Origin of the sequence: Neorhizobium alkalisoli (assembly GCF_002968635.1) — a bacterium.
GTDB classification, from domain to species: Bacteria; Pseudomonadota; Alphaproteobacteria; order Rhizobiales; family Rhizobiaceae; genus Neorhizobium; species Neorhizobium alkalisoli.
On the sequence record NZ_PVBN01000003.1, the window covers coordinates 519,215 to 541,449 of the forward strand.

Annotated in this window: 20 protein-coding genes; 15 read left to right on the plus strand and 5 right to left on the minus strand. The window is 59.7% G+C overall.

The genetic code is table 11. The annotated features are described in order from the left end of the window. The first annotated feature begins 30 nt into the window (after window positions 1-30). The 4 genes from C5L13_RS09800 (at window position 31) to C5L13_RS09815 (ending at window position 4,919) form a co-directional block, all read left to right on the plus strand. Window positions 31-1,170 (plus strand): transporter substrate-binding domain-containing protein, encoded by a 1,140-nt coding sequence (locus tag C5L13_RS09800; protein WP_245571188.1) that lies wholly within the window; start codon window positions 31-33, stop codon window positions 1,168-1,170. 259 nt (window positions 1,171-1,429) lie between these two features. Beyond that, complete coding sequence (locus C5L13_RS09805; RefSeq protein WP_105383156.1) at window positions 1,430-1,735, plus strand: hypothetical protein; 306 nt, start codon at window positions 1,430-1,432, stop codon at window positions 1,733-1,735. Window positions 1,736-2,017: 282 nt separating this feature from the next. Then, window positions 2,018-2,422 (plus strand): YkgJ family cysteine cluster protein, encoded by a 405-nt coding sequence (locus tag C5L13_RS09810; RefSeq protein WP_105383073.1) that lies wholly within the window; start codon window positions 2,018-2,020, stop codon window positions 2,420-2,422. A 658-nt stretch (window positions 2,423-3,080) separates the two neighbouring features. Then, window positions 3,081-4,919: a PBP1A family penicillin-binding protein gene (locus tag C5L13_RS09815; protein WP_245571202.1), complete on the plus strand. Its 1,839-nt coding sequence runs from the start codon at window positions 3,081-3,083 to the stop codon at window positions 4,917-4,919. Window positions 4,920-5,101: 182 nt separating this feature from the next. Here C5L13_RS09815 and C5L13_RS09820 read toward each other — a convergent pair whose 3' ends face one another. Then, window positions 5,102-6,124 carry a LysR family transcriptional regulator gene (locus C5L13_RS09820; protein WP_105383075.1) on the minus strand — a complete coding sequence of 341 codons (1,023 nt, stop codon included), beginning with the start codon at window positions 6,122-6,124 and terminating at the stop codon, window positions 5,102-5,104. Window positions 6,125-6,234: 110 nt separating this feature from the next. Between C5L13_RS09820 and C5L13_RS09825 the strand changes: the two genes are divergently transcribed. The 4 genes from C5L13_RS09825 (at window position 6,235) to C5L13_RS09840 (ending at window position 10,124) form a co-directional block, all read left to right on the plus strand. Next, complete coding sequence (locus C5L13_RS09825; protein WP_105383076.1) at window positions 6,235-7,218, plus strand: MBL fold metallo-hydrolase; 984 nt, start codon at window positions 6,235-6,237, stop codon at window positions 7,216-7,218. A gap of 30 nt (window positions 7,219-7,248) precedes the next feature. After that, entirely contained in the window at window positions 7,249-8,352 is a 1,104-nt protein-coding gene (locus C5L13_RS09830; protein WP_105383077.1) for an aldo/keto reductase, read from the plus strand. A 28-nt stretch (window positions 8,353-8,380) separates the two neighbouring features. Then, a complete protein-coding gene (locus C5L13_RS09835; RefSeq protein WP_105383078.1) occupies window positions 8,381-8,965 on the plus strand; it encodes a dioxygenase family protein in 585 nt (194 codons plus the stop codon). A 193-nt stretch (window positions 8,966-9,158) separates the two neighbouring features. Further along, window positions 9,159-10,124 (plus strand): magnesium and cobalt transport protein CorA, encoded by a 966-nt coding sequence (locus tag C5L13_RS09840; protein ID WP_105383079.1) that lies wholly within the window; start codon window positions 9,159-9,161, stop codon window positions 10,122-10,124. A gap of 65 nt (window positions 10,125-10,189) precedes the next feature. Here C5L13_RS09840 and C5L13_RS09845 read toward each other — a convergent pair whose 3' ends face one another. The 3 genes from C5L13_RS09845 to pstS form a co-directional block, all read right to left on the minus strand. Further along, window positions 10,190-11,212 (minus strand): DUF808 domain-containing protein, encoded by a 1,023-nt coding sequence (locus C5L13_RS09845; protein ID WP_105383080.1) that lies wholly within the window; start codon window positions 11,210-11,212, stop codon window positions 10,190-10,192. Window positions 11,213-11,328: 116 nt separating this feature from the next. Further along, window positions 11,329-13,062 (minus strand): Na/Pi cotransporter family protein, encoded by a 1,734-nt coding sequence (locus C5L13_RS09850; protein ID WP_105383081.1) that lies wholly within the window; start codon window positions 13,060-13,062, stop codon window positions 11,329-11,331. Between the two features lie 100 nt (window positions 13,063-13,162). Further along, window positions 13,163-14,248, minus strand: a complete 1,086-nt coding sequence (pstS, locus tag C5L13_RS09855; RefSeq protein WP_105383082.1) for a phosphate ABC transporter substrate-binding protein PstS — start codon at window positions 14,246-14,248, stop codon at window positions 13,163-13,165. Window positions 14,249-14,518: 270 nt separating this feature from the next. Here pstS and C5L13_RS09860 point away from each other — a divergent pair, with 270 nt between their 5' ends. The 7 genes from C5L13_RS09860 (at window position 14,519) to C5L13_RS09890 (ending at window position 20,830) form a co-directional block, all read left to right on the plus strand. Then, window positions 14,519-15,160, plus strand: a complete 642-nt coding sequence (locus C5L13_RS09860; protein ID WP_105383083.1) for a TetR family transcriptional regulator — start codon at window positions 14,519-14,521, stop codon at window positions 15,158-15,160. Between the two features lie 123 nt (window positions 15,161-15,283). Next, window positions 15,284-16,126 (plus strand): metallophosphoesterase family protein, encoded by an 843-nt coding sequence (locus tag C5L13_RS09865; RefSeq protein ID WP_105383084.1) that lies wholly within the window; start codon window positions 15,284-15,286, stop codon window positions 16,124-16,126. A 19-nt stretch (window positions 16,127-16,145) separates the two neighbouring features. After that, entirely contained in the window at window positions 16,146-17,441 is a 1,296-nt protein-coding gene (locus C5L13_RS09870) for an ABC transporter substrate-binding protein (RefSeq protein ID WP_105383085.1), read from the plus strand. A gap of 73 nt (window positions 17,442-17,514) precedes the next feature. Further along, window positions 17,515-18,465 carry a carbohydrate ABC transporter permease gene (locus tag C5L13_RS09875; RefSeq protein ID WP_105383086.1) on the plus strand — a complete coding sequence of 317 codons (951 nt, stop codon included), beginning with the start codon at window positions 17,515-17,517 and terminating at the stop codon, window positions 18,463-18,465. Then, window positions 18,455-19,318 (plus strand): carbohydrate ABC transporter permease, encoded by an 864-nt coding sequence (locus tag C5L13_RS09880; RefSeq protein ID WP_205836822.1) that lies wholly within the window; start codon window positions 18,455-18,457, stop codon window positions 19,316-19,318. Before C5L13_RS09875 ends, C5L13_RS09880 begins: the two co-directional genes overlap by 11 nt. A 1-nt stretch (window position 19,319) precedes the next feature. Further along, window positions 19,320-20,060, plus strand: coding sequence for a tyrosine-protein phosphatase (locus tag C5L13_RS09885; protein WP_105383087.1), 741 nt, complete (start codon window positions 19,320-19,322; stop codon window positions 20,058-20,060). Between the two features lie 104 nt (window positions 20,061-20,164). After that, the gene (locus C5L13_RS09890) at window positions 20,165-20,830 is read left to right on the plus strand and encodes a GSU2403 family nucleotidyltransferase fold protein (protein WP_105383088.1); all 666 of its coding nucleotides are present in this window, start codon (window positions 20,165-20,167) and stop codon (window positions 20,828-20,830) included. Here the strand turns inward: C5L13_RS09890 and C5L13_RS09895 are convergent. Continuing rightward, window positions 20,821-22,206 (minus strand): S8 family serine peptidase, encoded by a 1,386-nt coding sequence (locus tag C5L13_RS09895; RefSeq protein WP_105383089.1) that lies wholly within the window; start codon window positions 22,204-22,206, stop codon window positions 20,821-20,823. The two genes, C5L13_RS09890 and C5L13_RS09895, sit on opposite strands and share 10 nt — an antisense overlap. Window positions 22,207-22,235 lie beyond the last annotated feature (29 nt).

The window sequence follows — 22,235 nt, forward strand, 5'->3', positions numbered from 1 at the left end:
AGCAGGAAGCTCACAGCGGTGTGCAAGATCTTGATCAACTCCATCCACCTCTGGCTGATCGGCCCGACGATCATGCGTTTGGTTCGGGCTAGACTTTCCCACCATCTCGTCGTTCTGACCCTGCCGATTGTCATCGTCGGTGCGGCCTACGGTCAAGATATTACGCCCCGCGCACGCGTGAAGGTTGGACTCCTTCAAAGTCCCCCATTCGTGATGCAGCAACAGGGAAAATACTCTGGGATGGCGGTAGATCTTTGGGAGGCGCTGGCCGCAGAGTTACGCGCGGAGTATACCTACGAGGAATTCAACGATGTTCGCCAGCTTATTGACGCCTTGTCCACATCGCGCATCGACGTAGCTGTAACTAATCTGACCATCACGGAGAGCCGCGCTGAGAAGATCGACTTCACTCATCCCTGGTTCGATTCGGGACTGCGGGTGATGGTAAACGATCATGACACAGCCGGATTCTGGAGCCTTCTGACGGGTTTGAAGGACTCAGGCCACCTGCGCGCCTACGGCTGGCTGGCCTTTATCCTGCTGCTAGGCACACTCGTCGTCACCATATTCAACCGCCGTTTCGACAGCAATTATCCCAGGAGATGGCGCGATGGCCTTGCAGAGGGCTTCTACTCCGTGATGTCCATCGCGGCATCCGGCAGAGCGCCCGTGAACAAGAACTATTTCGGCTGGTTGGGACGCATCGGCCAAGGGTTCTGGCTGGTGGTCGGAATTGCGGTGGTCGCGTATGTGACGTCTTCGGTCACAAGCGTAATGACGACCCTCTCCTTGGCCAATCAGATCAGCGGGGTCGCCGATCTACCAGGGCGACCTGTGGGGATATTGCAGGGAAGCAGCGCGGAAGACGTTGTGAGGGAGCTTCAAATCTCTCCCGTGCCTTTTCCGAGTATGGATTCGATGATCGATGCGTTGAGGAATGGAGAAGTCGATGCCGTGGTGGGCGACACCCCTGTTCTTGAATATTACACGCATACCCACGCTGGCTCTCGACTGATTGTCGTTGGAGCGATCTTTCACACCGAGAAATACGGTTTCGGCCTGCCATTAAGCAGCCCGTTGACGCGCCCTCTGTCCGTGGCCGTTATAGGCGCTCACGAAGACGGTGTCATCGAGGAGATCAGGGCACGCCACTTCGGCGACAATCCCTGACGAGGATATCTGACCCTGGCGAACTCAGACTTCTTCGGTCGAGTATGCGGACAGTCTCAAAATAGCGTTCGACACTGCGGGGGGCTGATCGACGGACCGCCAGGCTCCTTGATGGTAAGTGGTCGCCAGGGCGCAGTCATAAGCTGAGAATCCACAACCTTGACGTTCCGTCCCCAATTTAGGGAGCAGCTCGCACTCCTTCTTGACAGGCAACAGCCTCGGAGGATGATGCTCATCGGCACAATCGATGGAGGGCGCGATGCGCAACTTTCTTGTCGCCAAACTATGCCTGACACTGATCCTGATGACTTTTGCCTCCCAGCCCGCATTCGCCCAATCGGTGAATGTCGATATCCGCATAGGGACAAGTCTCAACAATGGCAGGTCGATCACCTGCTCCCAAGGCGAGAGGCTGCTCCGCCTTAGGGGCTTCCGTGATATCAGGCGCGTCGATTGCCGGGGGCGCTTCTACCTCTACCGCGCCAATCTCGGCATCAGGCGATTTGAGGTCGCATTGAACTCGCGCGATGGCCGGGTCGTGGATATGCGACGGATCAGAAGATAGCAGCTTCCCACGGACCGCTGGCTGCGGCCTTGCCTGATCGCCATCGAGGTAAAGAGGCTATGCGATCAGACATGTCGAGCGGTCGTATGCCAGTAGGCGTTACGAGGCGGCTCGGCGTCGACGGGCTGCCCTAACTGATGATGATCGGTACCGAGCTGGGCAGCTGGGCGTATGGCCGACGAGGGGGAAACCGAGTTGGTATTTTTAGCCTCTGCTCATCGCGCTTGCTGCGTGCCTTGGTAAGAGTGGGAGCTTCGGCGGGAAAGCGTGATACGGTTAGGCATGGATTTGAGCTTTCTCGCGGTCAACAGCCGCACCTGCGGAACTTGCACACTTTGTTGCCGGTTGCCCGATATCGATTATTTTGAAAAACCAGCGGATGAGTGGTGCAAGCACTGTTTAGCCGGCCAAGGCTGTTCGATTTACCCAGCTCGCCCAGAAGTGTGCCGGGAATTCGTCTGCCTTTGGCTGGCAAGTGAAGCGCTTGGCGATGAGTGGGAGCCGTCAAGATCGAACATGATGGTATACCGGCAGGGCGGGCAAATCACAGTCCTTGCCGATCCCGATTTTTCCGATCAATGGCGCCATGAGCCATACATGTCTCAACTTCAGGCGTGGGCAGCGGAGGCCGCGCCGTCAGGAGGATACGTGGTCGTATTTTGGCGCGATCAGGTGATCAAGATCTGACGGCCTTTCCGCCTCTTCGCCAGTCGAACTCCGTCGCCTGGCTCTTCCCTTTCCTCCGATCGATCGCCATCGAGAGTTTTCGAACGATCTGCGGGGCTAGTTGAGAGGAAGTATGCCGACGAAATTGAAAATCGCGCCTTTTCCGGGATCAGCAAAGCGCTATGTTTTGTCGAGGTACTGAACCGGACGACTGCCCATTTCTGAAGAGAACTCCAACGGACCTGATCATCACGACGCTCGTGGCTCTGCCCGCTCGAGCGCGGAGCCCCACTTAGGGGAACCGGCCCATCCGGCTGCCCGCAACGAAGAACCGACGTCAGGTCGCAGCCAAGGCTTTTCGCAAAGTCAGAGAGCGCTTTCGGCTCTGATCACCGCGTTTGGGCAGGACGTTGCAAGTGCTGCCGCAAGTGCATCGTCTTCGGCCCGCACCTTCATGAGTACGATCAGGGCGAAATACCTTCGCAAAGCTCCAGGCGCTCGCGATCAACAGAAAACAGAACTTCCGCCTGACCACGGGCGCGGGGGGCTCTGGGCGACAGCGGCAGCATTTTTCCATGGGGTGAGCCGGCGTGCGGGGTCGATCCGGTTGCCCGCACTGCGCTCTATCCGAGGCGTGCTTGGCCTGACCGGATTTACCGGCTTGGTGGCGGTTTCAGCCATGTTCATATGGGCTTTGAAAGACGTGCCATGGCGGGAAATCGCTGCCGGCTCTTTGAAGCCGGTTGTCGTTCTGGAATCAGCAAATGGCGCGCCGCTCGTACGCCAGGGGCCCTATCAGGGCCCCTATGCCGGCTATGACCAATTTCCCCCTCACCTCCTCGAGGCCGTACTTTCCATCGAAGACCGACGCTTCATGGATCATGTGGGGATCGACCTTCAAGGCATTACCAGAGCGCTCCTCCGAAATATCCAGGCGGGATCGGTGGTGCAGGGCGGCAGTACGATCACACAACAACTCATCAAGCTGCAGTACCTCGATAGCGACCGCACATTAAAGCGAAAGATCCAGGAACTGGTCATCGCATTTTGGTTGGAATGGAAGCTCGGCAAGCAGGAAATTTTCACCCGATACCTCAACAGCGCCTATCTGGGTGCCGGCGCGACCGGGATGCCAGCGGCAGCCCGGATTTATTTCAACAAGGAGATCGGCGAACTGAACTTGCCTGAAGCGGCCATGTTGGCTGGGCTGTTGCGAGCTCCCAGCCAATGGAACCCGATCAGCAATGCAGATGGGGCTCGGCAACGTACGACAGTGGTGCTCGACGCCATGGTTGCAAACGGCAAGATCACGGCCTCGGAAGCGGAAGCGGCAAAGGGAAGCTTCGCGAAACTTCAACCAACGACGCCCACGCCTCGCTCGGGAAGCTGGTTTGCCGACTGGATCTCCCCGCAGGCGAGCGAAGTCGCCGGTTCCTCGCCTGGATCCACCACGGTCCGCACCACTTTGGTCCCTCGACTGCAAAAGATCGCCGAAAGGGTGGTGAGCGAGGCTCTTGATCGGCAGGGGAAAGCGTCGGGAGCGTCGCAGGCAGCGTTGGTGGCGATGACGCCAGAGGGAGCAGTTGTCGCGATGGTCGGTGGGCGTGACTATAAGGCGAGCCAGTTCAATCGAGCGGTCACCGCAATGCGCCAGCCCGGCTCCACCTTCAAGCTCTTCGTATTCTATGCGGCACTGAAGAGAGGGCTGACATTGTCAGATCGGGTTCTGGATGCACCGGTCGATATCAATGGCTGGTCGCCGGAAAACTCCGGCGGAGATTATCGCGGCTGGGTCACGCTCGCCGAGGCTTTCGCCCGATCGCTGAACGCCGCGACGGTGGCACTCGCCCAGGAAATAGGGTTGGACAATGTGATTGCCGCCGCGCGTGAACTCGGGATCGACGCGGCGCTTGCAAATACCCCATCTTTGGCGCTCGGTACCTCCGAGGTAAACCTCCTCGATCTCACCGCGGCCTATGCATCTGTCCATCTCGGCAAGGCGCCGGTCGAGCCCTGGGGCATCATCGATTTCCAGGCGGCAGGGCAACCGAATGTATTTCGTGTTGGCCCGCAATCGAGGCCCGCCACCGACCTTTCTCTCTATCAGTCAGACCTGCTTGGCCTGCTGCAGCTCGTTGTGGAGCGCGGTACTGGGCGTGGCGCCGATCCCGGCACTTTTGCAGCGGGAAAAACCGGCACCAGCCAGAACAACCGCGATGCCTGGTTCGTCGGCTTCACCGAGCCACTCGTAGCGGGCGTCTGGGTTGGCAACGATGACGATGCGCCGATGAACGGAGTTACGGGCGGCGCACTGCCCGCGCGAATCTGGCGGGATTTCATGAAAGAGGCGCTTGCCGAGCCGACGCCCAATGTTACGGCTTCGGGGGAAGAGATCACGGGCCAAAGTTCAGCCCAATCTTGTAACATCACCGCCTGTTCTCGCAGCTACCGTTCATTCCGCCCCTCGGACTGCACCTATCAGCCCTATTCCGGCGAGCGGCGGCTTTGCGAGAAATGATTTCTTCGTTCGATCTTGAGCTCGTTTGCAGTTGATCGTGAGAAATCGCCCGTCGGCTAATCGACAATTCTGCCTACTCCCGCGAGAACTCCAGCTCCGCCAAAAACTCGCCTCGATCAAAGAGACATTTTTTTCAGCCAGTTAAGCCGGTGGTCAGCTGATCACTGGCCGGATCAAGTTGTTCATTGGCTACCAGCATCCTTCGAACTCGGCGCACCAGCGGGATGAATTGGGTGGGTGGATGCGTGCCATTTGTAGCTCTTCACATGATCCAGAAACGCTCGCATGGCGGCGCTTGGAAGGCGGCGATTGGGATAATAGAGAAACCAGCTGGGCAATATCGGGCTCCAATCGGGAAGCACCTCAACCAATCGACCCGCATTGATAAAAGGCCGCGCATACTCCTCAAAGACATGCGCGATCCCCCTTCCCGCCAAAGCCGCTTGGAGCTCGTTGTGCGCCGAACTGAGTGTCAGCCGCCCCTCCGGGTTGATATCCAACTCATCACGTCCGTTGCGGAACTTCCATGAAACCAGTGTCCCACCTGGAAATCTGCGGCGTATGCAGTCGTGATGGACCAGATCATGGGGCGTCATCGGCCACCCATGCCGTGTTAGATAGTTCGGTGAAGCCACGATCGCATATCGGAGCGGCAGCCCCAGGGGAGCCGCGATCATGTCTTTTGCCAACTGCTTCCCGAAGCGGACACCGGCGTCGAAACCCTGCTCAACGATATCGATCACCGCAGCGTCACTAACGAGTTCAATTTTGACCGCCGGATAGGCTTCCATGAAGTCGAACGCGAGCGGACAGAGGAGATGATCAACGGCGGGAGCTGGCGCATTTATGCGCAAGGTCCCCGAGGGATTTTCTCTCAGCTCATCAATCTCCGCTATAGCGAGCTGGATATCGCTCAGAGCTGGACTAAGACGATCGAGGAGACGCTGACCCGCCTCCGTCGGCGACACGCTCCGCGTCGTTCGATTGAGGAGTCGGATACCGAGAGCCTCTTCCAGAGCGTTAATCGTTTGGCTCAACGCCGATGATGAGACGCCCCGCTCGAGCGCCGCGGCGCGAAAGCCGCCACAGCGGACGATCGAGGCGAACACATCGAAACTATCCAGACGAGGTGGATTCATTGCGAAGCTGACCTTATCAAGCTGAGCACGTTTGCATGGCTTATCAGAGCGAAGACGCCGTGTCATGCTCAATCCAGTCAATCGTCGAACTCTGATCGCCATGCTGTTTGGCCGCCTTCACGACCCCTCGGCTGGGCGTGGCGACTTGGCGGCTCATCATCACGAAGGGAATACCAATGAATGTGTTCACTCTGAAGAGACGCGCCGTCATGCTCTCCGCCGTCGTCGGCGCATCGAGCATGTTCGTGGCGGCCGGTGGCGGTATCGCGAATGCCCAGGCGACGCTGACATCCGGAAACGCGGGCCACTACCGCTTCCGTATCGGCGAGATCAGTGCAACCGTTCTGAGCGATGGCGTTATCGGCGGCCCGCCCAAGGTTTATGCGAGCGACGCGCCTGAGGCGGAGCTTCAGGAAGTACTGCGGCAGGCATTCCTGCCGACTGATCACATGAAGCTCAACCTGAATACCCTTCTGATCGAAACCGGCGGCCGGAGGATTCTCATCGAGGCCGGTGCGGGCGGCACGATGGGTCCGAACGGCGGCCGTATCTTCCACAATCTGGCGGCGATTGGGCTCGGCCCCGAAGACATCGATGCCGTGGTGATCTCACACACTCATCCCGACCATGTTGGAAACCTGCGAACCGCAGACGGAAGCAAGGCTTTTCCCCGCGCCACCGTTTTCCTGCCAAAGGCGGATTGGGACTTCTTCGTCCGCAACGATCCGGATCTTTCCTATATGCCCGTGCCGGAGGATTTTCGCGTGCGTTTCGGCGCAGCAATCAAGCGCAGCCTTGAACCCGTCACCAAGGATGTCGAGCTGTACCAAGCCGGCGCCGAGATCGTGCCGGGCCTCACGACGATCGTCGCATCCGGCCACACGCCCGGCATGGCGACCTTCCTCGTTCATTCCGGAAATGATCAGTTGTTGCTGACAGCGGACCTTGCCTACCATCCGGTCGTCAATGTCGACAATCCCTGGCGTCCCGGACCGGATCGCGACAAGGAGACCGCACTCGCCTCTCGCCACCGTATCTTCGACAGGGCGGCTGCCGATCGTATTCCGGTGCTTGGGTTCCATTATCCGTTTCCGGGCCTCGGGCGGATGCTCAAGACCGATGGCGGCTACGCTTGGGTTCCTGCCGGCTGGCAGTTCTGAAATCGACAACAGCGACACAGGAGACATCTCATGGACCAGTCGAGGATAAACCGACGCGGTTTTCTCGGAACGGTGGGGGCGGCCGCAACGGGGCTGGCTTTAGCCGTCCCCACCACCGTACAGGCCCAGGATAGGAATACAGCTTCGCCCACGTCGGGATCGAACCCGGACGTGCTGACCCGCACGTTGCCGCGTACCGGTGAAAGGCTGACGGCCCTTGGTCTAGGCACGTTTTTGACCTTCGACAGGAAGCCGGGTGACCGTCGTGATGATCTTCGGCAAGTCTTCGAGAGGTATATCGCTGCTGGAGGTCGCGTGGTGGACACATCGCCCCTTTACGGTTCAGCCGAGGTCAGCGTCGGACAGTTCATGGGAGAGTTTCCTGGACCAGATCAGCTCTTCCTTGCCAATAAGGTGTGGTCGACGGGAGAATATCTCGGCGATGAAAGCCACGCGCAGGAGAGCTTCCGGCAGTCGCGACTGCGCACCTGGCGAGAAACCATCGACCTCATGCAGTGCCACAGCATCACCAATGCCCAGGTGGTCATTCCGCTTTTGAAGGCGTGGAAAAAGGAAGGACAGATACGCAATGTCGGCGTGACCCATCACGAGTCGGCGGCGCACGAGCAGCTGACGGCAATCGTGGAGCGCGACGACGTCGACTTCGTTCAGACGAACTACTCGATCTTCAATCGTGACGCCGATCGGCGTTTGCTTCCTGCCGCTGCCGACAAAGGTGTCGGCGTACTCATCAATCTGCCACTCGAAAAGGCACGGCTTATGAAAGTGGTCGAGGGACATCCTCTTCCGGGGTTCGCAGAGGAGTTCGGCGCGACGAGTTGGGCGCAATTCTTCCTGAAGTGGGTCATGGCGCATCCTGCCGTGACGAGCGTCCTCTGCGGCACGTCCAATCCCGATCATATGAGCGATAACATTCAGGCGATGACAGGCCCGCTTCCGAACGAACGCACGCGCAGACGCATGGTCGCGCATATGGAAACGATCCCCGCTTTCGGATCCATCGGATCCATGCCATGGTATCCGGGCAAGGAAAAGATGTATTCCGGTCTCATCCGGGAAGCGCAGGCAAACGCGGCAAGGCGGCTGCAATTCAACCGCGGCCGCTCTCCGTAGCAACGTCTCAAAGACCGGGAGAAATACCTTGCCCTCGACCCGACGCTCTCTTCTGACAGCTTTTCTGTCGCTGCCTCTCATTGATGCCGCCAACGTGAAGGCGTTCGCGCAAGCCGTACCGGAACTGCCCCTGACCCGGGCATGCGATGATGGTGACGGACTTACTCTCGAACGGGAAGCCGGTCCCTTCTTCAAGCCGAACTCGCCGCTCAATCGCGATCTCTATCCCGGTTCGCCTGGCGGTGAACGGATAACCGTTGCGGGGTATGTCTTCGATAATCGCTGCCGGCCGTTGCCTAGCAGCCTCGTGGAGATTTGGCACGCGGACAAAAATGGCGAATACGACCGGGAAGGCTTTCGCCTGCGCGGACACCAGTTTACCGACGCGCAGGGGCGCTGGTGGTTCAATACGATCGTGCCGGCGCTTTATCCTGGCCGAACCCGTCATTTCCACTTTAAAGTTCAACGCTCCGGCGGAAGTGTCCTGACCACCCAACTTTTCTTCCCCAACGAGCCGGAGAACGCCGATGATCGGATCTTCCACGAATCTCTGCTTCTTACCGTAAACGGAACCGATGACGGTCGGTTCGGACGCTTCGACTTCGTCATTTGAGTGCAGTGATTTTACGCTGGACCAGGAAATGTCTGGAGACAAAGCGTCGGCCGCTGCGCCGGATCGATACATGTCTGTCGATGAACTTTGGACCAGCATAGTCACAAAAGCGTCGTGACATTGCGGGTATCACATCGTAGCCATGAACCTGCGAGGGGGCGTCTCATGGATCGTGAAAACCCGGGAAGCCTGCATGAGCGTTGCCGCATCCTACCTCTATCGCGACGGACGGCGGGTTGAGGCGGTACCATTCGAGGCTGTATCAATTCCGGCGGCGGACAACGAATTCATCTGGATAGGACTGCACAAGCCCAGTCGGGAAGAACTCCTTCTGCTGCAAAGCCGTTTTGGTCTTCACGAACTCTCGGTCGCTGATGCCCTCAGTTCTCTGCAAATGCCGAAGCTCAGCGTTTATGACGACCAATTGTTCGTCATCGCAAAGACGGCACAGCTTGAGGCCGATCACATCACCTATGGCGAAACAGCAATTTTCGTCGGCAAGCGCTATATCATAACCGTCCGCAATGGATCGGAGCGGGGGCATGGAGAACTGCGCGGCAGGCTGGAAACATCGCCGCAGACGCTCTGCCATGGCACCGACTACATCCTGCATGCCCTTCTTGATTTCATCATCGACGGCTATCTTCCCATTGTGCGCACGATCGAGGATTCCGTTCTCGACATGGAAAGAAAGATGCTCGACGCTTTTCTTGATCGCAACCAGATCAAGCGCATTTTCAAGCTGCGACGTGAAGTCATCCTGTTTCAGCGGGTGCTGGACGCTATGCTCGACCTTTGCGGAAAACTCTACCATCTCGACCTCCCGTCGCTCGACAAGGAAGCCAAGCCCTATTTTCGCGACGCGCTTCAACACATGCACCGCGTCGAAACCATGGTTGCAAGCTTGCGCGACGTGATCACCTCGGTTTTCGAGGCGAGCAATCTGCTTGAGCAGCAAAGACAGGGCACAATCACCAGGCAGCTCGCGGCGTGGGCCGCCATTCTCGCGGTTCCGACAGCAATCGCCGGCATCTACGGCATGAATTTCGACAACATGCCGGAGTTGAAAACCAGCTACGGCTATTTTGTCGTCTTGGGGGTTATTGCCGTTTTGTGCATTGCACTTTTCATCCGCTTCAAACGGGCCCGCTGGATATGACGCGTGGCTTGACGCCGTGGACTGTCGAACTACTCAAGATCGCGTCGCATCTATGGCCGCAGGGTTCACTTCTCACCGTTCGCCAGCACCTCTTTTCGCCGGCGGCGAGGCAGCAGCGATTTAAATTTGCGCCACATCGGTGAGATGCCGTAGCCGACGATCGGAATTGCCATCAAACCGGCAACGATACCCACTATACCCGCTCCGGCTGCCTCGACGATCCATCTCAGTACGGACGCCAGGGCAGGAACGGCATGCGCGGTCGCCTCCCCGGCGTCGTGGATCACATGCGCAAGGCCGCTGGCGCCATAGCTTTCAAGACCATGAACGATGATGCCGCCACCGACCCAGATCATCGCGGCTGTTCCCACAATGCCGAGCGCCTTCAAAAAATAGGGCATGCCTGAGACAAGCCCTCTGCCGATCGCACGCAGCACGGCGCCCACCGGTGCCGCCATCTGCACGCGCGCCAGCATCAGACCCAGATCATCGGCCTTAACGATAAGCGCTACGCCGCCATAAACCAGGACTGTTATGCCCAATCCGACCGCAGCAAGGATGAGCGCCTGCGTGTAGATGCTGCCTGTCGGCAGGGCGCCGAGCGTAATCGCCATGATTTCAGCCGACAGGATGAAATCCGTCTTGATGGCGCCCGCAACTTTCTCATCTTCGAGCGATTGGGCGTCGAAACTAGACGTCTCGAGCGTCGATTCATGGGCGTGGGCTGCATGCGGCAGCACCAGCGCGTAGACTTTTTCCGCACCCTCGTAACAGAGAAAGAGACCGCCGATCATTAACAACGGCGTGATCGCCTGCGGCGCAACAATGCTCAGGATGAGCGCAGCGGGAAGAAGGACCAGCAACTTGTTCTTCAGCGAACCTAGCGCGATCTTGCCGATGATCGGCAATTCGCGTGCGGCCGAAAACCCGGTGACGTAGCGGGGCGTGACCGCCGCATCGTCGATGACGACACCTGCCGCTTTCGCGCCAGCCTTGGCAGCCTGGCCGGCAATATCGTCGAGTGAGGCCGCAGCCACCTTCGCCAATGCCGCGATATCATCAAGAAGGGCGATCAGGCCGACGCTCATTCGAGCCTCCCTCGGTAGGAGAGATTGCACAGCGGCAACGGGCAGCCCGTCCCTCAAAGCAGACGTGGCATCGTCCACCGGAAGATGCCACGCACAGGTCCTGGCGGCAATGGCCGTTATTCGGCCGGCATCGGACTCAACCCGCCCTCGTTTAGAGGAGGACGAGTCTGCTGTTCCCGTTTCGGCGAAACCTTCGAGAGGACACTCTGCCGGTTGACGGACTTGCGCTCTGCATGGATACGATGGATCAGGATTTCCGCACGCTCGATAGAGCCGAGGAGCGCGAGGATCGTTCCGCGTTCAGCAGCGCCCGCATTTGGGCCGAGTGCCAGGGTACGAGCACGCAATTCCTCGACATCTGGAAAGCTGACGTGGCCGGCAGGCATGTCGGGGCGAACAACGCCGTGATCGGGCATGATTTCCTGCAACGCAGCATCGAGCTTGTTCAGTGCGACGTCCACGATCGCACGGGCCGGATCGCTGAATTTCTCCCGCTTCACCCGTCGGGCCACCTGATGCATCGATTCTGTCAGGGCAGCGGTGAAGTCTGCCTCCTCGATCAGGCTGGCCACCAGATCGAGCTGCTCATAGGGCAGATCTTCCTTCATCAGCGATGCGGTATAGTCACGAATATCTCGGCTGAGGATATCGGTCGCAAGATAGTGCTCGCCCGGATCGGATGGGGCCGACTTGGCGGAGCGGGCGATATCCAGGAACATCGCGCCAGCCTGCAGATGGCGCGCGGTCTCCTGCTGGACGGCCGGGACAGCGCGTGCGAAATCGCCGGTGAGCTTACGGTCGAGGAATTTTGGTGTCGAATAGTCTTCCGCATCCTCGGCATCCGTTCGGCCAATACGCGACAGAACCCGGTCGAACACTCCGACAAAGGGAAACAGAAGCGCCGTGTTGAAGACGTTGAAGAAAGTGGAATAAAGACCGACAGCCACCGGAACCAAGGGAAACGTCTCCTTGCCCTCGATCACGACGGGAACGCCTGGATCGCCGCCGAACCATTGCATCGCCCATGCCAACACGTCGATCGAAACGAAGAACAACGGTACGGTGATGCAGACGCCGATAATGTTGAAGGACATATGCGCGTAGGCCGCACGTTTGGCGTTCTTCGAGAGGTTGAGGGAGGCAATCCACGACGTGATCGTGGTCCCGAGATCAGCACCCAGCGAGAAGGCAACCGCCGTCGTCCAATCGAGGACGCCAGCCGCGCCGAGACCCATGACGATCCCGATCGTCGCAGACGACGAGTGGATCATCGCGGTAACGCCGGCAGCGATCAGCACGCATTTGATCAGGTTGTAGTAAGAGTCCGCCGTCAGCGTCGACAGAACGGCCATGACCTCCGGTATGTTGCGCAGCGGCCGAAGGCCGCCGGTCATCAGATTGAGGCCGTAGAAGATCAGCGCAAAGCCCATACAGGCCAGCGCGATGTTGCGCACCTTCTCGCTCTTGGCAAAGCAATAGACCAGCGAAAATACACCGGCGAAGATCAGACCAAGGGGGCCAAGCGGCAGGGCGATCAACCCGTTTCCGAGCGTCGTGCCGATATTGGCGCCCATGATGACGCTGATGGCCGGCCGCAAGCCGACGACACCCGCATTGACGAGACCGACGACCATGACGGTCATGGCCGTGGAAGATTGGATGACGCCGGTGATGACCGTACCGGCAACTACCCCCTTGATCGGCGTACCTGCGGCCTTGGCGAGGAATGCCCGCATCTTGTTGACGGAGAGCGCCTGGATGCCATTCGACATAAACTCCAGGCCAAGCATGAAAATACCAAGGCCGCCGATAACCGGGACCAGGATGTCCTTAAAGATGTCGATGTTCATTACGCCTTACCCCCTTTGCGCCTTCGAGGCGCGATGCAACGAGGCCCTTCGCTACCGGTCTAGGGCGCCTGAGCGAGAGCTCGCCTACAAAAGCCCCAGCTTACTGGCTGGCGGCAGTGTCGTTCTTCAGCCAGTACTTCACGACCTGGCTGACCACTTGCGGCGTCACGGGCACGTAGCCGAGCGCTTCAGCGTCCTTGCTGCCGTTTTCGAATGCCAGGCGGAAGAAGTCCCGAACCCGCCCGACCCTGTTCGATCCGATTTTCGTGGAAACGATTGCGAAAGTTGCGCCGCTGATCGGATAGGCGCCCTCACCCGGTTGATCGGTCAACGACATGGCGAAATCCTTGGCCTCATCCCAGACGGTGGCGCTAGCGGCGGCCCGCACACCTTCCGGCCCCGGCTTCACGAACTTACCCGCCTTGTTGCCGATGGCTGCGAAAGGCAGATTTGCCCGTTCCACCTGGCCGAAATCGGCATAGGCGATCGCGCCCTTGGTCGCCTGTACGGCGCGTATCAGGTCCCGCGTACCCTCGACCCCTCGGCCCACCGGCCAGGCGATCAGAGTGTCAAACCCATGGGTCGCCTTCCATTCCGGGCTGGTAGACGACAGATATTCCGTGAACATAAAGGTGGTGCCCGAGCCATCCTTGCGGGTGATGGGGCTGATCGCGAGGTCAGGGAACGCGATATCCGGGTTGACGGTCTTGATCGCAGGGTCAGCCCAGGATTTGATCTTTCCCAGATAAATGTCGGCAAGGATCGGTCCCGTGAGATTGATCCCGCCCTTTTCGATCCCATCGAGGTTGACGGCGATAGCCACGCTGCCGAGCACGATCGGAAACTGCTGGCGACCACGCTTGGCCAGTTCCTCATGTGAAACGGGCACGTCTGATGCAGCGAAGTCGAGTTCGGGCTGGTCAAGGCGCATCAAGCCGGCCAGGGAACCTACCGGCTCGTAATCTACGGTCCAGTCCGGCGAACTGAAATCGCCGTCGTCCATACGGGCCTGCTCGTAGTTCTCGGCCCATTTGGCGATGATTGGCGCAGCGAAGGTCGACCCAGCCCCGCGTATCGGGTCTGCCATTGTCGCCGATGCCGAAAGCAGCAGACTGGCAAGGATGACGCCGCCACGACGAGCGGTGGCCGCGTTCGGTCCCTGCATCTGTCGAAAGAAACGTTCCATCGGGTACCCCTTGTGGCCGTTATTTGCGTCCGATCAGATGCTCCGGACCGGCGGCAAAATTATCCCGCGACAGGTCTCCTCCGATCGGGACCGGGCATGATCCGAAAAGAAATCCTGACAATTTAAGTATTTTCCTTTGTTAACATCTTGATGACGGTGCGCTGCCCACAGGATCGATGCTTTTACCGCCGGAGAATATTTTCCCAGGAGACCGGTGTCATCTACGCTACACGAACCGAGCATAAGACCGTGCTGTTCGGGGAGTGAAGTATGCACGGTCGCACCAATCTCACCGCCATGAGGCTGATGGATGCTTGCGAGCATCTGCTCTGCGAATCCGCGGCGCTGGAGGACCTGACGGCGCGACGCATTGCCGTCGAGGCTCATGCTACGCCCTCAGCGATCGCCTATCATTTTGGATGCCAGGAGGCGCTGGTGGCGGCGGTGGCCGAACGGGTCTATCGCAGGCTGAACGCCGAACGCCTAAGTCTGCTGCGCAGGGCCGTCGACCGGCGGGCGCCTGAACCGCCCGATCTCGAAGAGGTGATCGCCGCGCTTGTGGGGCCATCAATCCGCTGGAGTCTCGATCCGACCTCCAGCTACCCGGTCCTTTCGCATTTCACCGCAATGGCGAAGGTCCACCGCGAAGAGGCGTCGTACTATCGTAGGATCATCGACGATATCGAACACCATCGGGCCTTCATAGCTCCTTTGAAGCGAGTTGCTCCATGGCTCGACGAAGTGGATATCGGCTGGCGGCTCAACTGCGCGCTCGGCATCCGTTCGCAGGTCACCCGAAGTCGCTCTCGTACCGAAGTGCTCACCAACAACCGCATGGACCTCAATGATCCCGAACTCATCATTGCCCGAATGGTCGAAGTGATTGCCCCGATGTTCCGGCGGATGGCCTGAGCCACTTCCGCTCACTGGCCGATCCCCTCGCGCAATTCAAACAGCATTCGAAATCCGTCACTCCTGCGAAACAAAGGCCTTCTATCGATCCTCCAGACGAACCGTCATCCATGGAGGCATCCGGTGCGACGCGAAACGACTTTCATCCATCTTACCGACCTGCATATCGGCAGCGCCGACGATGACCATCTGCACAGCGACACAACTGAAACGCTGAACCAAATCCTTGATCTCGTCGTCACCGTGACGCCGAAACCGCAATTCGTGATCGCCAGCGGCGACCTGACCAATCGCGGCGATGCGGAAAGCTTTCGCCGCCTGAAGGCGATCATGGATGCAAAACTCGATATTCCGGTCGTCTACGCGCTCGGCAACCACGACACCCGCCCGGGCTTCTACGAGGGTATGGACATCGAGACCCATGATCCGGATGCGCCTTACGACCACGACACCGTCATCGACGGCATCCACATCGTCACAATCGATTCCTCGACCCCCGGCCTGATTGGCGGCACGATCGATCCGAAACAGTTCGACTGGCTCGCATCCACGCTCGAGATCCATCCGGACCTGCCGAAGCTGATCGTTGTCCATCATCCACCGGCCCTGGGCGAAGAACCCGATGCGGCGCACTGGCGGACGATCCACTTCCCGCAGTCGGAACGCTTCCGTGAACTGCTGAGGGGTCGCAATATCATCGGCATCCTGAGCGGCCATATCCATCACGACCGTGTCTCGGTCTGGCATGGCATTCCGGTTGTCGTGGGCACCGGCCAGCATGCCGCGACCGATATTCTGCGCACCGACATTCTCCGCATGGTGCGCGGCGCCTCCTTCGGCATCGGCACCATCCGCCCGTCCGGCCTTACTATGGCATTCGTGCCACTGCCGTCCGACCGTGCCGAGCTCAACACCTATCCGCTTGAACTTCTGATGGCACGGGCAATGCCCGTCGCCGCTGAATAACTTGCCCAGGAGACCGCGAATGCTGCGCAGAACCACGCTCAAACTCATGGCGACGCTCACCGCCGCCTCTATGCTGCCCTTCGGCGCGCTTGCCGAAATGCCTGCGACCGTCGAAAAGCCGGTGACGATCAGTTTCTATAATTACAATCTCGCCTCCGCGAGCGCCGGTGCCGACGCGACCAGGGAACTGCTGGCGGCTTTCGAGAAGAAGTTCCCGAACGTCAAGGTCGAGACGGTCGCCGTTCCGTCGAACGAGATCATCAACCGCGTCCAGGCCGATATCGTCGCCGGCAAGCAGCCCGACGTCGCCCAGCTGACCTTCCGTGACCTGATCTTCATCGCCAACGACCTCGGCGGCAACCCGCTCGAAGACATGGTGAAACCGGACGAATTGAAGGCGCACCTTAGGGGTATGTTCGCCAAGGGCCTCGAACTCGGCAAGGTGGACGGCAAGACCTATGGACTTGCCTACACCTTCTCGACGCCGATCCTCTATTACAATGCGGACCTCTTCAAGCAGGCCGGCCTCGACCCCGAGAACCCGCCAAAGACCTGGGCCGACATCGACATTGCCGGCAAGGCGATCAAGGAAAAGACCGGCAGGAACGGATTCTTCCCCGGCGCCTACGGCCCAAGCGACGGCACCTTCGTCTATCAGGCGATCGTCATGTCGAACGGCGGCAGGGTGCGCGAAGGCAACAAGCTGACCTTCGCCGACCAGAATGCAGCCGAAGCGGTCAAGGCCATGCGCGACATGGTTGGCAGCGGCGCCCATGCCAAGATCGATCCGGCCAGCGCGACGGATACCTTTGCGGCCGGCAATCTCGGCATGTTCCTTTACACGACCGCGACGCTGAGCAGCTTCAAGAAGGCGGCGGCCGGCAAGTTCGATCTTCGCCTCGCCCCGATGCCGTCCTTCGGCGAAAAGCCGACGGCGCCGACCAATTCCGGCAGCGCACTTTTCGTCTTCAGCAAAGACCCGGCCAAGCAGCGCGCTTCCTACGAACTCCTGAAGTTCCTGACCAGCAAGGAAGCCTACACGGTCATCACCACCAAGATCGGCTACCTGCCGCTGCGGCTCGATATCGTCGACGACCCGAACTACCTCGGCGCCTGGGTCAAGGATAATCCGATGTTCCGCGCCAATCTTGAGCAGCTGAACCGCCTGACGCCGAATGTCGCCTTCCCGGGGCCGAACTACCGCCAGGTCGAAAAGATGATGATGGACTCGGTCCGCGAAGCCGTCTTCGGCAGCGGCGATCCGGTGGCCACGCTGAAGGCCGCCCAGGTCCAGGGCCAGGATCTCATGCCCTAACGAAATCCCGAGGAGATGCCGGGCGGGTCTCGCTTTCCCGCCCCGCGTCGGTTTCTTCGATCCAGGTGGCTTCATGACAGATATTCAGGCCGATCTTGCCAGGCCGCTCACCCTTGCCCGCGCCACCCCGGCAGCACGAGAGCGCGGCACGTTCACCGTCCTGCCATGGCTCTATCTCACGCCGGCACTCGTCCTGCTGATGGTCTGGACCTATATTCCCCTGGTCGAAGCATTCCAGCTCTCCTTCTACCAGTGGAACATGCTGCCGACCGCGCCGCAACGCTTCGTCGGACTCCGCAATTACCAGCGCCTCATGGCGCTTCCGGAGATGCGCAACGCTCTCTGGAATACCCTCTACTATATTCTCGGCCTGTTCCCGATGTCAGTGATCATCCCGCTCTTCGTGGCGATCTGGACGCAGGATCTTACCGGCCGTGCCAGAATGATTTATCGCGCGCTGATCTTCGTTCCGATGATCGTGGCACCCGTGGTTGCTGCAATCCTCTGGCGCTGGCTACTCAACGAAGATCAGGGCCTGATCACGCTCGGTCTCGAGGGGCTAGGGCTCGGCCGCATCGGCTTCCTGACCGATCCGAAATATGCGCTGGCGACGCTCACCTGGATCACCGGTTGGAAATTGATCGGCTTTTCGACGCTACTCTTCTCCGCGGCGAATGCTGGCATCAATCCTTCCTATATCGAGGCCGCCCGCATCGACGGCGCCAGCCGCTGGGGCATTATTCGCGATATCCGCCTGCCGCTGCTCTCGCCGACCATCCTGTTGTTGTCGATGATGACGATCCTGTTCGGGGCGCAATGGAGCTTCGCCTATATCAACGTGCTGACCAATGGCGGCCCACTGAAATCGACCACCAACATCTTCTACCTGCTCTGGGAATACGGTTTCCAGACCATGTCGGCCGGCTGGAGTTCGGCCGCCGGCATGATTGCGTTTGCCGGTTTCGCGGTGATTGCGGCGGGCTGCATGTGGCTCATGAAGAGGTATGCGGTCTATGACAATTAAAGCCTCCGAAACCAGCCGGGCTGCGGGCCTGGTGACGCCGAAAAGCGGCAGGCTTCGCCGCCTTGCCATTCACGCCATGATGATCCTGCTCTCCATCCTGTCAATCTTTCCGATTTACTGGATGATCGTCACGTCGCTGCGGCCGGAAAACGAAACCTTCTCGACCGCGCTTTGGCCTGCGAACCCCACGTTCGAAAACTATGCATTTGTGTTGACCCGCATTCCGATGCTGGAAATGCTCGTCAATACGACGGTTGTGGCTGCAGCAACGGCGGCGCTCCAGGTCGCGACCGGACTTTTCGCGGCTTACTCACTGGTTCGCTGGCGTATCCGGCTCGCGGGCCTCGTCCACGGTCTCATCGCGCTCTCCTGGCTCGTGCCGTTCCAGGTGACTATGATCCCGAATTATGTGCTCGCCTCAAGGCTCGGCCTTCTCGATACGCTGACAGGCCTCGTCGTGCCGAACGCCGTGGCCGCCTTCGCGATCCTGCTGCTGTACCATGCGATGCGCTCCTTTCCCACCGAGATCCTTGAGGCGGCCCGCATCGACGGAGCGAAAAGCTGGCGCATCCTCTGGCAGATCGTCACGCCGAACATGGGCGCTCCGATCGCCTCACTTGCGATCATCGCCTTCATCTCCGCTTGGAACGAATATTTCTGGCCACTGCTGCTGTCGCGAAAGCCGGAAAATTCCGTCGTGCAGATCGGTCTGCAAATGTTCATGACCCAGGAAGGCAATCTCTGGGGTCCGCTGATGGCCGCCGCCGCCCTTGCGAGCCTGCCGATCCTCGTCATCTACCTGATCCTGCAGCGCCACGTCATCGAATCCTTCATGAAATCCGGAATTCGTTGATATGCTTGTCCATGAACGCCTGATTGCGCTGGAGGGCGCCCACAACGTCCGCGACCTCGGCGGTTACAGAACCGCAGACGGCGGCCTGACCCGCTGGCGCTCGATCCTGCGCGGCGACGCATTGCACCGCCTGAGCGACGCTGATATCGACACCTTGTTGGATAAGGGGCTGACCACAGTCATCGACCTGCGCAATGCCCACGAAATCGCCGTCGAAGCCAACCCATTCGTGGGGCGTGCCGAAGTGCGCTACCACAACACGCCGCTGTTTTCCGCATTGGCGCCGGTCGAGATGATGGCAAATGCCGAGGTCAGCTTCGACATGGGGGATCGTTATTGCCAGGCGATCGACGATTGTCAGCCGGCGATTGCCGAAGTCCTGAAGACCATCGCCGACGCGCCTGAAGGGCTTGTGCTTTTCCATTGCAGCGCCGGCAAGGACCGCACCGGCGTAATCTCGGCGCTACTGCTCGCCAATGCCGGCGTCGATGAGACAACCATTATCGAGGATTACGCCCTGACGGCGACGATTTCCGGCCCGCTGATCGCGAGGCTACGGGAACGGGCACTGGGCCGCGGCACGTCGCCGGGCCTGGTCGAAATTGTTCTCGCTTCCGAGCCGCGCAGCATGCGCCAGGCGCTCGACCATATCCGGGACACCTACGGCAGCGTAGGGGACTATCTAATCAGACTTGGCTTAGATGAAGCGAGGATAAAGCGGCTCAGAACCTGCCTGCGCTGAGACAAACATCGGATGTCAGTTTGTCAGCTTCATCCTCGTCCACAGACTCTTCGGTTTCGTTTGAAGATGCGATCAACGTGCTTTTAGCCGGGCTGAGCAAAGCGATGGAGCCGTGCAAGCGCCAGCTGTCGTTTGGCAGCAAACCCGATCCATTCGCGGGCGACGTCACGAAGGCTGTAGCCGACGCCGGATTGTTCCGGCTACGGGCCGTCCTTATCGGATCGGTGGCATTTCAGCACCTATCTAGGGATGCTCGGCGTCCGGCTGCCCTCGGCGTCATGCAGACAGGTGACGCGGCTTTCGCGATCTCTGCGAGCATCCAAGACAACTTGCCGCCGACCCTGGAAATCCTCCAGTCGGTCGATCCCGAATTCCGAGCGGTTCCGCACCAGGCGGACAAAGCCAAGGTGGTCGCCTTCCAGAACGCCAAGAGCTATCGGGTGGAGTTCCTGACGGGCAACCGAGGATCGGACGAATATAGGGGCAAGCCATCGCCCATGCCCGCCCTCGGCGGTGCGTCGGCGGAAAACCTCCGGTTCCTCGATTACCTGATCTACGAGCCCATCCGCACGGTACTTCTCTTCCGCGAAGGCGTGAACCGTGCCGGAGTAGAGATGCGGCCGCCCAATCGATGGAGCATCACATGGTCGCTCTACCGCGCCAACTGGCGATTCATCCACCAAGACGAGCTGACGGACGAAGAGCGGGCTTCGGGCCCTCTTCAAGTCGCTGTCACCGCAAGCCTCCTAAGCGCGCCGCATTACATTTGACACAGCGTTCGGGCATTGAGCAGCCCCCACCCATAGACGGCGTCCTTGCCAGGTATTCCCATGTCGTTGGCCGACCGCATCAGCTCGGTCTCGACCTCGCGTAGGCCCATACCGGGGTTGGCACCCAAAAGTACGGAAACTGCCGCAGTCACGAAAGGTGCGGCAAACGATGTTCCGTTCTTCTTCCGCGCACCGGAAACCGAGGCGGCGGTCCATACTCCCACGCCGGGGGCAGCGATGTCGATATGATCGCCTTGCACTGCGCGCCTGTACGGCTTCCTGAATCTGTCCACCGCCGTCACGGCAATTACGTCCGGATATGCTGCGGGATAAACGGGCTTGGCATTCGGGCCGTCGTTGCCGGCCGCGGCGATGAGGATTGCGCCTTTGCCGATCGAGGCGCGTACTGCCTGTTCGAGCAGCAAGTTGGCTGGACCGGTCAGGCTGAGATTGACCACCTTGATGTCCCGCGCAGCCAAAAGGTCGAGAGCCCGCACCAGATCATACACATTGGCGACGTCGGCCCTGCCCTTGTAAGGCCGGAAGGCATCGACGGCGACCAGTTGTGCGGCCGGAAGCAGGCCCGGAGCCCGACTGCCGGCTGCCCCCACCAGAAGTGCTGCGACCGCGGTACCGTGCTGTTCCCCCGACTGCGGTATCGTTTCATCGCCAAGGCGCAGAACTTCGATGCGGGCATCGGTAAGCGACGCGTGGTTTGCATTGATCGCCGTATCGATCAGACCGATTGGAGGTGGCGTCGTACACGCGCCGGTTTGGATCGGCCAGCCGACAATATGCCGGACAAGGGCGCATCCCCGCTCGCCGCACGCAGAGGTACCCTGCTGTTCTGGCCGATAGAAATGATTGAAGTCCACCGATGCGGATGGAGCTTCGGCCAAAACCGTCTGCCGCGCCTCGTCAAGCCTTACGCCTTGCGGGATCGTCAGCCGCACCAGCTCGCCGCCGGTCAAGGCAACCGGCGTTCGTCCATCAACGCCGAAGCCATTCTGGATGAGATTGGAGATCGACTGCTCGCTAAGCCCGATGGCAACGATCTCGTTTGGCGAGCGATCGGGAACTGAAACCGACCGCCGGGCGGGAGCGCGGTCGACCTGGCGGAATAGCCGGGGAAACAGTGACCGCAAGTCTCCACCCTGCCGATTGTCGTCATCGTCATCGCCGCCCGCGACGCCGCTGAAGCTTCCACCGCCATCATCATCATCCCCTCCGTCGTCATCATCATCGTCGGCAAGGGCAGATACTGTTTCGGGCCATGGCCCGGCCAACTGCAGCACGGGCATCGCGACAATGGCGCCAAACGCAAGAATTGCCGTCAGGGAAAGGCGAGCGAGATATTGTGCGATCGTGCGCGGCATTTCTATCTCCGATTGAAAAATCGACTGTT